Origin of the sequence: Neobacillus rhizosphaerae (genome assembly GCF_937468385.1) — a bacterium.
In the GTDB taxonomy this organism is placed as follows: domain Bacteria; phylum Bacillota; class Bacilli; order Bacillales; family Cytobacillaceae; genus Neobacillus; species Neobacillus rhizosphaerae.
This window is the reverse complement of sequence record NZ_CALBWS010000001.1, coordinates 263246-276836: the sequence shown is the minus strand read 5'-3', so window position 1 is coordinate 276836 and position 13591 is coordinate 263246. Positions and strand designations below refer to the sequence as shown.

General features: G+C 36.1%; 10 protein-coding genes. 8 read left to right on the top strand and 2 right to left on the bottom strand.

Annotation, left to right across the window (positions count from 1 at the left end; genetic code table 11):
* Positions 1-805 precede the first annotated feature (805 nt).
* The gene (locus M5A78_RS01315) at positions 806-1522 is read right to left on the bottom strand and encodes a GntR family transcriptional regulator (RefSeq protein WP_248733480.1); all 717 of its coding nucleotides are present in this window, start codon (positions 1520-1522) and stop codon (positions 806-808) included.
* 151 nt (positions 1523-1673) lie between these two features.
* Between M5A78_RS01315 and M5A78_RS01310 the strand changes: the two genes are divergently transcribed.
* From M5A78_RS01310 to M5A78_RS01285, 6 genes are all read left to right on the top strand, one after another.
* A complete protein-coding gene (locus M5A78_RS01310; RefSeq protein ID WP_248733479.1) occupies positions 1674-2093 on the top strand; it encodes a PTS sugar transporter subunit IIA in 420 nt (139 codons plus the stop codon).
* A 16-nt stretch (positions 2094-2109) separates the two neighbouring features.
* A complete protein-coding gene (locus M5A78_RS01305; RefSeq protein WP_248733478.1) occupies positions 2110-2859 on the top strand; it encodes a BtpA/SgcQ family protein in 750 nt (249 codons plus the stop codon).
* Entirely contained in the window at positions 2852-3322 is a 471-nt protein-coding gene (locus M5A78_RS01300; RefSeq protein ID WP_248733477.1) for a PTS sugar transporter subunit IIB, read from the top strand. The genes M5A78_RS01305 and M5A78_RS01300 overlap by 8 nt, the downstream gene beginning before the upstream one ends.
* A 16-nt stretch (positions 3323-3338) precedes the next feature.
* Positions 3339-4112 carry a PTS mannose/fructose/sorbose/N-acetylgalactosamine transporter subunit IIC gene (locus M5A78_RS01295; protein WP_248733476.1) on the top strand — a complete coding sequence of 258 codons (774 nt, stop codon included), beginning with the start codon at positions 3339-3341 and terminating at the stop codon, positions 4110-4112.
* The gene (locus M5A78_RS01290; protein ID WP_248733475.1) at positions 4096-4923 is read left to right on the top strand and encodes a PTS system mannose/fructose/sorbose family transporter subunit IID; all 828 of its coding nucleotides are present in this window, start codon (positions 4096-4098) and stop codon (positions 4921-4923) included. Before M5A78_RS01295 ends, M5A78_RS01290 begins: the two co-directional genes overlap by 17 nt.
* A 169-nt stretch (positions 4924-5092) precedes the next feature.
* Positions 5093-5245: a transposase gene (locus M5A78_RS01285; RefSeq protein ID WP_248733474.1), complete on the top strand. Its 153-nt coding sequence runs from the start codon at positions 5093-5095 to the stop codon at positions 5243-5245.
* A gap of 913 nt (positions 5246-6158) precedes the next feature.
* On the opposite strand, the gene M5A78_RS01280 is transcribed toward M5A78_RS01285, so the two are convergent.
* Positions 6159-8765, bottom strand: coding sequence for a M14 family metallopeptidase (locus tag M5A78_RS01280; protein ID WP_248733473.1), 2607 nt, complete (start codon positions 8763-8765; stop codon positions 6159-6161).
* 513 nt (positions 8766-9278) lie between these two features.
* Here M5A78_RS01280 and M5A78_RS01275 point away from each other — a divergent pair.
* On the top strand, positions 9279-10382 hold the full coding sequence (locus M5A78_RS01275) for an AI-2E family transporter (RefSeq protein WP_248733472.1): 1104 nt from the start codon (positions 9279-9281) through the stop codon (positions 10380-10382).
* A gap of 567 nt (positions 10383-10949) precedes the next feature.
* On the top strand, positions 10950-13265 hold the full coding sequence (locus M5A78_RS01270; RefSeq protein ID WP_248733471.1) for a xanthine dehydrogenase family protein molybdopterin-binding subunit: 2316 nt from the start codon (positions 10950-10952) through the stop codon (positions 13263-13265).
* Positions 13266-13591 lie beyond the last annotated feature (326 nt).

The window sequence follows — 13591 nt, the reverse complement described above, 5'->3', positions numbered from 1 at the left end:
GAATTCCTCAAAAATAGCTATATGGGTAAATTTTTTTTAAAAAAATTCCGGGGGCTAGGAGGTATTAGATGGGTCTTGTTATTACAGGGTTTTATGCCCCACCCCCTTTTAAATAAAAAGGGTCTGAGTGGAATAAAGGTTTAAGGCCCTGCACTCATCGCTGGCCTTCCACATTTGCAGGCACGATTGAGTTTGAACCAAAATAGACCTTTGGCACAACGAATAACGATGCGTTTTCATGTAGATGTTTTCGATAATGAGAAGTTTTCCGATATGTAGAACATCATTCTAAAATGTCGCGAGTGAGGGGAAGTAGATTGTCTACATTCCCTTATTTTAGGTTCGCTGAATTTAGGAATATTGCTATTGTACCTTGTAATAGACATATATTTGGCTTCTTTTCTGGCTATTAAGTAAATATGTCTGGCTTAACAGGGGAAACATTGGTCGTTTCTTATACAAACAGATACGTGAGCGCGTGACACAAAAGAACAATGGCGAGTCCAGTTAAATAGATATAAAAGAACAAGACATCATCACCTTTTCATTTGGTGATGATGTGCTATTGTTTTTGACTTTCATATAATAAACATTCCATTTTTCTTGCTACTGCATCATGTTTATTTGAAGTGTTTGAGAAAATACATTGTAAAGTAGAAAAGAGTCATTTAATGTGTTTTTTGCTTCATAAACATTTTTCTTTTCTACTTAACTGTTGTATTAACTCGTCTTCTTCAATTAAGTGGCCGATGCTAATCTCGATAAAATGAATAGCTTCCTTATTCAGAATGAGTTTCTTTTTTCACTACTTTTTATATTGAACGGCATAAACATATTTAGATGTTAAAATATATTGTTTATTGATATAGACTAATTCATGTTTTGAATTGTAAACATGTTGCGTTACTTCTAATATAGGCATCCCTACTGAACAATTTAACAACTCAGCAATTTCTTTCGTTGAAAAGATAATTTGAAAATAATCTTCGAAAATTTGTAATTTAGTGTGTAGTTCTCTTTCTAATTGATCTAAAAGAGAATCTTGTAAATTTGTTAAAAAAGTATAGTTGGTTGGTAAATAATCAATTTCTAAAATGCAAGGTGTTTCATCTACTTTTCGCACTCTTTTTATTAAAATTATTTCGTTCTTTCTATCTTTTAATTCAGCAAAAAGTTCATTATGCACCGCTTCATTGTGAAAAGCAATGATTTCTGTCGAAGGAATTCTACCCATTTTTTTACATGTTTCAGTAAAACTTCCACCGGTTAGGACATTTTCTGTGTGAACAACATTATTTACGAATGTCCCTTTTCCTCGTTTTTTAATCAAAGTATCTTGATCCACAAGTCTTTGTAGCACGCTCCTTACAGTTACACGACTAACATTATATGTTTTTTCTAGTTGTGCTTCAGAAGGAATCTTTTCTCCAGGTTTATATTCACCCTCTTGAATTTTTTTTTGAAGAATTGCATAAAGTTGCTCTTGTAAAGTGATAGCATTCAATTGATTTAAGTTTTCCATTCCAATTCCCACCTTGATATCATTGTTATTCAGAAGTGCATTTCATTATAGATGAAAAAGTTGATATTAAAGCATTGACAGCACTGCCAATGTTGTATTAACCTATATCTGTATAATACAACATAATACAAGTTTAGGGAAGGTGTTAAAGATGGAGCGCAAAATAGTGATTGCTTCACATGGAAATTATTCGCAGGGTTTAGCACATGCAGGCAATATGATATGTGGAGATCTTCCTTATGAATTGGAAGCGTATACTTTACTTCCGGGAATGTCTGCGGATGATTTTGTGGAGAAACTTGAAAAAGAAATATTATCAGATGTGAGTGCAGAAAAAGAATATGTTATTTTAACGGATTTGTTTGGTGCGAGTGTTTGTAGTGCGATGTGCCAATTATTGAAATATGAAAATGTAAAGGTTTTCGCTGGTACGAATTTAAATTTATTGTTGATGGTTTGTATCGAGTATACACAAAAAATTGGAGAGAACGAAGCACATGAAATTGTTGAAAAGGCACGAGAAGGTATACGATATGTTCAATTAAGTCCTATGATCGAAGAAGAGTTTTAACTAACTGGAGGCAATTATGAGAGATCGAAATTTTTTAGATATGTTCCAACAGAAAAAGGTTATCTTTGGAATGCTACATTTGAAAGGAACCTCAGAGAAAGATGTAATGGAAAGATTGAAGAGGGAACTAGACGTTTATGTAAATAATGGATTAGATGCTGTCATTATTGAAAACTATTTTGGTACTTATAAAAATTTAGAACAAGGATTGCAATATATTGAAAAATGCAAATTACCTATTCCTTATGGTGTAAATTGTTTAAATGTCGATCAAATGGGATTTGAATTAGCCAAAGGATATGAAGCAAATTTTGTACAGTTAGACTCTGTTGTAGGGCATGTACAACCTAGAGATGAAGAAACTTTAGACGCTTTCTTTACTAAATGGTATCAAGATTATCCAGGATATATTTTAGGAGGAGTACGTTTTAAATATCAACCGGTACTATCGAAAAATACGGTAGAACAAGATTTAATCATTGCACAAGACCGTTGTGATGCGATTTGTGTTACAGGAGAAGCAACTGGACAAGAAACTTCAACGGAGAAAATTATTCAATTCAGAAATACTTTGGGGAGCTTTCCACTCATTATTGGTGCAGGTGTTACTCCTGAAAACATGAAAGAGCAGTTTAAATATGCAGACGGCGCAATTATCGGCAGTTATTTTAAAGAAAAACATGTAGCAGAAGAAGAGGTATCAATTGAAAATGTCAAAGCAGTAGTAGAAACAGTAAGCAATATACGGAGGGGTTTTAATGATTAAGTTAGTGAGAGTAGATCATCGATTATTACATGGACAAGTCGCATTTTCATGGACAAAAGTATTAGGAACAGATTGTATTTTGATTGCCAATGACGCAGTTGCGAAAGATTCTTTACGCATGGCAGCTTTACGCATGGCAAAACCCGAGGGATTAAGATTGGTAATGAAGAGTATAGAGGATTCTATAACATCTTTAAATAGTGGGGTAACAGACAAATATAAATTATTGATTGTTGTAGAATCTGTAGAAGATGCGTATCGATTATCTGAAAAAGTAGATGTAATAAAAATGATTAATTTAGGAGGGGCAAAATTAATAGAAAATAGACGACAAATTTCTAAAGCTTTTTCAGTTTCTGATAAGGACTGTGAGTTACTACGTAAAATGAATGGTAAAGGAATCCGATTGGAAATTCAAATGGTGCCTGATGAGCCAGCTAAAGATGTGATGGATTTAATATAAAAAGGAGACGAGTGGCATGTTAACACAATCATTGCTTATCTTTCTATTGGCAATTTTAGGTTATTTAAATAGTTTTTTCGGTAGTAGTATGATTTCTCGACCAATTGTAATGGGAATGTTAGTGGGACTTGTTTTAGGAGATTTGACAACAGGTATTAAAGTAGGGGCTTCATTAGAGTTGGTTTGGTTAGGAGCGATGGCTATAGGAGCAAGTAACCCACCAGATATGGTTTCGGGATCTATTATCGGAACATCGTATGTGATTGTAACACACTCTAGTATAGCAACAGCAGTGGCATTAGCTGTTCCAATTTCTATGTTAATGCAAATGTTATGGAATTTATTAATGATTGTTTGGGTTCCGTTATTGGCTGCAAAAGCAGACAAATATGCCAATGAAGCGAATTATAGAGGAATTGATCGCATGCATTACATAGCTGTTTTTAGTCAGGCAATATTGTTAGCTGGTTTGACTTCTGCCGGATTCTTTTTAGGTTCAAAAGCTATTCAATCTTTTGTAAATATAATACCTAGTTTTGTTAATTCGGGTCTAAATTATGCAATGGGGATTATTCCGGCGATTGGGTTTGCATTATTAGTTAGGATGATTGTGAACAAAAAGACGGCTTGTTTCTTATTTTTAGGATTTTTATTAGTAGCATATTTAAAATTAAGTGTCCTTGGCATTACAGCATTTGCTTGTGTATTAACCGCTATTTTGCTGTTCAATACAGGACATTCATCTTCAAATAATCAAGTTCAGGAGGTTATTGATGATAATGAATTCTAATTCAGAAAAGTTAACGAAAAAAGAAATACGTCAAGTCTTTTGGCGTTCTTGTCAATTAGATTCTTCTTGGAATTTTGAACGCCAACAGAATTTAGGATATTCTTATGCAATGGTGCCAGTTATTAAACGTTTGTTTAAGAATGATTCGAGAAAAGCAAAAGCTGCATTAAAAAGAAGTCTTGATTTTATGGCGATTACTCCGCAATTATCATCATTATTAATGGGGATTAATGCAGCGATGGAAGAAGAAAACGCAAATAATCCAGAATTTGATGATTCCGCCATTACAGCAGTGAAAACATCGCTAATGGGACCACTAGCAGGAATTGGCGATTCATTAATTGTCGGAACGTTACGGATTATTGCAACTGGAGTAGCTATTGGGTTTGCATCAAAAGGAAATATAATCGGTCCGATTTTATTCTTGTTATTATACAACGTGCCAGGTTTTTTACTTCGTTATTATGGTTTAAATTTTGGTTATAAATATGGGGCTTATTTTATTACAAATGCCGAAAAAACAGGCATTATGGATAAAGTCACATATGCGGCGAGTGTTGTTGGTTTGACAGCAATAGGAGGTATGATTGCAAGTTATGTTCAATTAGATTTATCCGGAATTAAGATAGGTAGTGGGAAATTTGCGGAACCATTGACGAAATACTTGGATATGATTATGCCGGGACTCGTCCCTTTAGCTGTATTTGGAATAATGTATTGGTTGATTGGTAAGAAAATAAAAACGTCAAATTTGTTGTTAGGCAGTGTCTTTGTATGTATTTTTATTAGTTTTTTGGTTAGTTTATTTTAAACAAAAACCCTAGAGTAGTATTATCCTCTTTAAGTAGATAGTATAAAAACCCATCAATTCATGATGAAATACAGATACGCACTGACCTAAAAAAATGAGACAAATAAAAACACCTTATGTTGAAAAATGGGTATGAAACCCATAATTACAACATGGAGGTGTTTTTTCTATGTCTAGAGCGAATAAACAATACCCAAATGATTTGAAATTAAAAGCTGTCCAAGTATACTTAGCTAGAGAAGGTAGTTATCAAAAGATTGCGGAGGAATACAACATTCGTAATGCATCCCAAGTGAAAGATTGGGTACAGAAATACAAATAAGCTGAGGGTGTCGAGTCCTTATGTGACTTCCTTCTACTGATTTAGGCGCAAAAGGTGTTGCCAATCCCTTAAAAGGGAGAAGAAATCATTTTAAATCAGTAAAAACAGTATTGGGAAAGCACATTGTTATAAAGCTCCCTAACTATAGGAATAAGGAGACCGATCTCTTTACAAGCAAGCATCATATTAATTTCTTCAATTATTTATTCCTAAATCAAATCTGGAACCGTTTTACAAAGAAGATACTTTATCGAAAAACGATTTAGAAGGAAGCAATGACACTTTCGTCTAATTAATTTTTGACGATTAAGAATTACAAAAATAAATATATTCTTCGACTGTTTATATCAGCTCTTCCTGGTCCCGCTTTTAAGGAAGGACTGCAGGCGTTGTCGGTAACATAACAATGGGGTGGCTAAATTAAATAAATGAATTGGTCACATTTTGGGAACATACTATAGATAATTAATGAAAATTAGAAGCCACAAAAGAAATTAAAAAGTTGAATCTTATATGAAAATTCAGGACATAAAAAAACAAAAGATAATTTAAAATATCAAGAAATAAAACTTTCCATCTAACTTCAAAACTCCTTGAGACCTGCGTGTGTGGTCTGGTGGGTTCGATTCCCACGCAGTCCCGCCAAAATTTGTACTGTTCTTTAAAGTTAATTAAATGATTAATATTCAAACATACAAGAGGTTCTCGTCCAAAAGGGTGAGGACCTCTTATTGATCCTTAATGTTTTCGTATAACTACATTATACTCTGTATAATTAGGTTGAAGTGGTAAACAAAGCCCGTGAATTGTGCTTCTTTTACGGGATGTCCATTAATCACGTATTTCGTTAAACTAGGTCTCACCAATTTCAAAAAAGGATTTTTTCACTTTAGATTTCCTTTTCTTTTTCAACCTAAGAGCCTTCCGAATCAAAGATGCTATTTGCTAAGAAGCGATAGCTGTAGTGTGTGTGTGCTCTAAAGGCAAGGTCATTGGCAAAAAGGGTAATTGTAGTATCCTTAAATGTATGGGTAAAGGCAAGAATTTGTCCCTTCGCATTTTCATGTCTAGGCCACCATCCAGCTACAAAGAAATCATCACGATTACTGAAGGAAGCTAATACTTCAGCGCCTTCAGGTACAGAAGTAATCCATGCCCCTGAAGTTGTATAAAGAAGCTCATCGGTCTTATAACCAGAAGTTAGCACATGGTCCTTGATTTTTGCCTTCACTAAGCCCTCATGGCCATTTCTTGTGTAAACAAAATTATACCCTGAGAGCAATCCTCTATTTTTCACAGCAGTTAATGCGGATAATCCAATTCCCACATATGATTTTCCAGACAAATTACTTACAATCAAGCTACTGCTATCGCTAACAATCACATCGGCATTCTCTTGATTGACAAGGTCAAATCCAAGCTCTTTTACCGTATATTTCAATTGAGATGACCCAGTTACAGCAACTTTCGGCAGCTGTAATTGCTCGGTTTTTATCGGATTAGAAGTATCTAAAGATCTAGCTTCGAAATAATAGTTCTTACCAAAAGCTTGTAATTCGTTTGTTCTTACAATAAAGTCGCCTTTAGTTACTCCACCTCTTGTTTCCATCGCTTTCTCTACAATTGCTCCATTCCTAAGAAGCATATTTACTAGTTTGATTGTGTCATTATTGGTATTAGACAACACTTGTTTAGGTGCATTTGCGATTATTTTTCCTGTTGGAGTCGTTACACTATTTATTTCATTAAGGTATTGATCAAAAACACCTGCATTACGAATTTCATGTATAGTAAATCCTCTCAGATCAGGGAAATTTACTACAATTGGGTCGTACATAGCTCCCCATTCAGAAACATTGTCACCCATATAGAGCATTGCATTGGCTACACCGCGTTTTGCCTGATTCATAGGAATAACAAAAGTTCCTTTAGGATACATTCTCCCGTTTATTTTCATATATTTCGTTGTTTGTTTGACCTTCACTCCATTACGAAGTAAATATTGTATCATTCTATGTGCTTCTAGATTATTTTTTTGTTGGTTTTTATGAAATGGTATTAAATAGTAGTCGGGAAAGAAATTTTTATTTTCTCCTCTTATCCGTCCAATCGATTCTCCTGAAGCATTTACAAAATACTCGTCAACTGCACGGTTATCTTCGCCGTTCACGCTGCGTTTAAAGATTTCAAGTTGATTTTTATATAATTCATCCTTATTTTCTGTTACAAAAAGGACAGCCCCCAACCCAGTGCCCACCATCGCACGAAAACCTTTTTGACTTAATGCTGGAATTTCTATTGTATGACCTAACGAACCGTGCAGCATTGCATACATGGGTGTATAGCCAGGAGACATATCGTCCCAACCAGCCTTGTAATCTAGTGCTGGAATTAAGTAAGAATGAAAAGAAGAGTTGCCTAATCCTGCTTGTCCCATTGAATGGGCCTGTTCAATCATATTGTTGTAAAGTAAATCATATTCATAGTTTGGATTGTGAGGAGGAGTGGTCGGTTCGATTAAAAATCCACCAACATAACCATGCATATCTAGGAAAGAGAGAGGTGTCCATTTTGCAATTTCCTGGGTCACAAGACGTGTTTCAACTTGTGTTTGAAAATGGTTGTCACGATTTAAGTCAAAGCCATTTGTATTTCTTCTAGTATTTGCAACTCTTCCATCAGGATTATTTGTAAACATGAATAGGAAGATGACCTCATCAAGAACCTCATCCACATTCAGAGATACGGTTCGTTCATTATCATTTTTAACCGTATTAAATGTTATCTCATCCCCAAGTGCAAATGTCTTCAATAATTCAACTTGAGCATCTGTACCTTCAACTTCATCAGGATGGATATTGTTAAACCAAATTGGAACTTGATAATTACCCATCGTGCCGTTCTTCAGTTTCTCTAATAATCTCTCCGGATTTTCTAACGCTGTCGGCAGCGTTTCGTTTAAATATTTGTCAACAGTCTCTTTATCTCTTGCTAAAATAACAAAGTGAAGGTCTCTCCCTTGTACGGACTTGCCAAGACTTTGGTATTTTAGGTAACGATCATTTTTTTTGTTTGCTTGTTCAAATATTTGGTCGATTTCTGTCTTTAGTTGATGATAAAATAGGAATTCGTCATATACATTTAGTTTGACAGTTGTTACAGCCTTAATCTTTTTTTGCGGATCGATCATAGCCAATTCATAATATCCGATAAACTTTTGATATTGAGTTCGAATTGTTCTCGTCGCCAGACTTGATCTATTAAAAAGAAGACCAAACTCTAATGTAGCCTTTACAATCGTTGTTCCTTCAACAAATTGAGGTTCCTCTATTAACGTAATAAAGGGATCTCCGTTAAAATTTGTTCCACTTGTCCATTTTTTCCATTCAGAAAGACTCTTCCCTCCAAATTGAAATAGTAGTTGACTTAAATCAACGTTCTCTCCCATATCAGCTTGAACTTCAACTGTTCTTGCTTCACTAAGGGAAAATAAATACCGGTTTACCTTAAGATTCACCATATTGTACTCATCCGCTCTTCATTCGCTAAAACAGGGAATAAAGTTTGTGCTAATAGGGATAACACTGTCTGAAATGCAATCCACAAAGCAGAGTGTTTATTCATAAAATTTTCCTTTCTATATTAAATAAAATTTTTTGAGTATAATAACATAATATTCGGAAATTTTGATGAAGTGACCCGAAAAATCAATATTTCTTTCGACATATTCCTGCAGACTGAAGAAAACCGATGAAATAGACAGTCGGTAAACTATAAACCATTTCCTTTAACAAGTGTGGAGCGATGTTTAAAATACCACATGGGACAGAAAATGCACTCTATCTGCCATATGAACTTATTTTAATTGGCATAAGAAGGATTTATTAAGAGGTTAAGTAAAAAAATTCAATATGTAACAATCATTTTAAGAGAATCAAAATTAATATTTATTAAAATTCCTTGATAATACTGTATATTATTCCAAGACTTTGATATACTTTTATCAAAATATCTGAGTTAAGAGGTACAGATCGTGTCGAAATCTAAAATACAATTCTGGCTGATTCAAATTTTGCTTATTTTTACGATTATTTTCGTTTCAACAAAAATTTCATTTATGTTTAGGCCAATAGGAGTCTTTTTCTCAACGCTTTTCTTTCCAATCCTGATAACAGGGTTCCTCTATTTCCTTTTAAATCCGTTAGTGAATTTTCTCGAACGAAAAAAGCTTCCTAGGATAGCAGCCATACTTGTCATATATATTGGGTTTGCTGGTCTTCTTGTGTTGGCAATGAGCAGCATCGTTCCAGCTGTGTCAAAACAGGCAATTGATCTTGCCAATAATTTGCCGATCTTTGCCCATGAGACTACTGATTATTTAAATAATCTGGTTAAGTCATCAGAGTTTAAAAGCTTTATAAATGAGCAGAGTGAAATTATTGGTACGGTGCAACAACGGTTAATGGAGTTTGCAAATACACTGCCAAACAAACTGACGAATGGATTTATGGTTTTTTTTGGAATGGTCACTAATATAGCAGTTATTCTTGTCACTGTACCATTTTTATTATTTTACATGCTTAAGGATGGTCATAAATTTCCAAAATCCGTTTCAAATTTTATTCCGACCGGTTACAGAGATGAGGGTCTAAAAATTTTGAAAGAAACAGGGGAGACATTATCTGCCTACATTCAGGGGCAGGTTATGGTCGCACTGGCAGTCGGAACCCTGTCTTTTATTGGATATTTAATTGTTGATCTACCCTATGCGTTAATTTTGGCGCTCATTGTAGCCTTCACCAACATTATCCCTTATGTTGGACCAATCATAGGCGGTACACCCGCTGTGATTGTCGCTTTCTTTGATTCACCAACGAAAGCTTTACTGGTAATAGTCGTCATTCTGGTTGCCCAGCAAATTGAAGGGAACTTCCTGTCACCGATGATATTAGGTAAAACATTGGATACGCACCCAGCAACCATCATCATTATTCTATTGGCTGCAGGAAACCTGGCAGGCGTACTTGGAATGGTCTTGGCAGTTCCGACCTATGCTGTTTCAAAAGTAATTGTACTGAACTTAGTCCGATTTTTGAGAGCTAGAAAAGCGGCAGAAAATATAGTAGAAGGAACTTGAGTCATAGACCAGGTTCCATTTTTACTTATCAAGACTTAAGAGTTCATCAAGATACTAGAAAAACAGATGCCAGCAAACTTCAAAACTGCTTGAGACCACCGTGTGTGGTCTGGTGGGATCGATTCCCACGCAGTCCCGCCAAAAAATCAATCGTATCAAGGGTTATCGCAGATTTCTTTTGAATAATGTTTTTACATATTCCTTTACTGTCTCACTCCTATCTACTAACAAGACTATAGAGGGATGTAGCCGAGACTGTAGAGAACGTTTCCTTCAACCTCCAAATAATTATTTATTGGAGGTTATTTTTATGCAAACGGAATTTATCAAGAAAAAGAAAATTAAGCCGAAGCTTATGCGGTAAAAGTCGCATGTATGGTGTGAACGGAGGAAAAGGGAGAGATAACTTCAAACCCTTACCTATCTGAATGAATAAGCACATTTTTTTCGTTACGGGTATCATTAATCATATGGTTTATTTCTACGTAGCTGTATTTATCTTTATTTACACGAATATTAATTTACTGGGAGAGGTTTCATGAAAACTGACGGTTAGGAGGGATTTACTTGGATGTAATTGGAAAAGGTGTCATTCGTAAAGACGCTTGGGATAAAGTGACAGGAGACGCGAAATACACAGATGATTACCAATCAGTCGGGATGCTTTCTTGTACAAAGGTCATAAGTCCATATGGACACGCTAGGATCACTGCGATTGACAAGACAGAAGCACTAAAAATACCAGGAGTTAGGGCGATTATCGCAGGAGAACATTTTCCACTTACAGGTGAGGCCATTCGCGACCGCCCGCCAATTGCTATTGATAAGGTCCGTTACCATGGAGAACCAGTTGCATTAGTTGTTGCTGATACTCCTTCACAAGCTAAGAAAGCAGCTAACTTGGTAAAGGTCTATTATGAATTATTACCTGTAGTAAATTCACCTACACAGGCGTTCCAAAAGAATGCTCCCCTCGTCCATGAGGAGTTAGGCGAATATAAAAAGGAGGAAGATTCACACTCGATTCCGGGAACAAACATTGCATCACTTACTAAAATTCGCAAAGGCAATATGGAAAAAGGATGGTCTGAGAGTGAGGTAACAGTAGAAGCAAGCTATTCCTTTTCCCCTTCAGATCATGCCGCAATGGAAACAAGATGTTCAACTTGTGAGATTTCACGAGATGGAACAATCAATATTATGACCTCATCTCAGGCACCTTATATGGTCAAAACACTGATATCTGAATACTTTGGTGAAGATATAGGGAAAATTGTTGTTCACACTCCGTTTGTTGGAGGAGGCTACGGTGGAAAAGCACCCGTACAGCTTGAAATACTTGCCTACTTAGCATCGAAGGCTGTTGGTGGCCGACCCGTAAAGGTTTTTAATACGCGTGAAGAGGATATCATTACATCTCCATGTCACATTGGTTTGGATGGAACAGTTAAAATTGGGGCTGACCGTAACGGGAAAATTAAAGTTATGGAAATCCTTTATTTGTGGGATGGGGGTGCTTATTCGGATAAAGCAATTGATGTAACGAGATCTGGGGCAGTCGATTGCACAGGACCCTATAATGTGGAGAATTTATGGTGTGATTCATACTGTATGTATACCAATCATCCGTATGCCTCCCCATACAGAGGATTTTCTCATTCCGAACTTTCCTTTGTGATTGAAAGAACACTGGACTTACTCTCACAAAAACTGCAGATGGATCCGCTAGAACTTCGTTATATAAATGCCATTAGGCCAGGAAATACAACACCGACAAGGGTTCCTTTAAATAAAAGCAATTTAGGAGACTTACCACATTGTATTGAGAAAGTTAAACATTTAATTAAATGGGAAGAAGGGCCGATTAAAGAGATAAATGAACGTTTTGTTAGAGTAAAGGGCGTAAGCTGCAGTTGGAAAACGTCAACGATTGATGCCAACGCTCCCTCCGGTGTTACTTTAACTTTTAATCGAGATGGTAGTATCAATTTAATGTCAGGCCTTATCGAAATTGGAACTGGAACTAAGACTGTGCTTGCTCAAATTCTCGCCGAGAGACTAAAAATGGATGTCGATAAAATTCATGTCAGAATGGAAGTTGATACCCAGACCATGCCAGAACATTGGAAGACCGTTGCAAGCAGGGGAACATTTATGGCAGGTAGGGCCACCTTAAATGCCGCAGAAGATGTGATTAACCAATTAAAAGAAGTGGCCTCATGTGTGCTAAGAGCACCGAAAGAAGATTTGGAAGTGGCAAATAGTCGGGTGTTTTTGAGGGATGATCCATCCATTGGTCTCCATTTTAAAGATATTGGTTATGGGTATAAGTATCCAAATGGTAACGCAATTGGTGGTCAAATCATTGGCAGAGGGAAATATATTTTACGCCATATAACGAAGTTGGATCCCGAAACTGGAGCCGGGAAGCCTGGTCCGGAGTGGTCTGTTGCAGCTTATGGAGTAGAGATAGAATTCGATCGTAAAGATTATACTTATCGACTGGTTAATGCTGCTGCGGTGGTGGATGCTGGCAGGGTGATGAATGAAAAAACAGCATTAGGTCAGGTTATGGGGGCAATGAGCATGGGGCTAGCATTCGCTGGGAGAGAAACTTTTTATTTTGATGATTTAGGGAGGGTTTTGAATCCGCAGCTTCGGACGTATCGTCCACTTCGCTATGGAGAGAATCCTAATTACTTGGTTGATTTTGTTGAAAATCCACAGATTGATGGACCATACGGAGCTCGTGGAATAGGAGAGCTAGGTTTAATGGGAATGCCTGGGGCACTCGGGAATGCATTGTCCATAGCAGCTGGTGTTTCGCTTCATAATCTTCCCTTAATTCCAGAATTGATCTGGAAAGCAAAAGAGAAGCAATAAAGTATATCCGATGGGAAGGAGTAATTACACTTAAAGTAAAGGGGGCTTTTGTAGAATAAATCTTAAAAATGGGATTGGATAATATTTTTAATTGTAAGAAGTAAATATTTATTCTAGAATGGAGACTGTTGAGGTTAAGGAAAACGGTCTAAAAAACTATCAAGAGACTGCCGAGACCCCTTGATATTACTGGGAAAATTGAAGCAGATTTGACCTCTGGTGTCCTCCACAGTCTCCAAAACCATGAAGTACCTTATGTTGTGATACTCTGTTTATTCATCCTTATGTATTTCTTTGCAAAACTGCTTATCAATGTCTTTGATGAC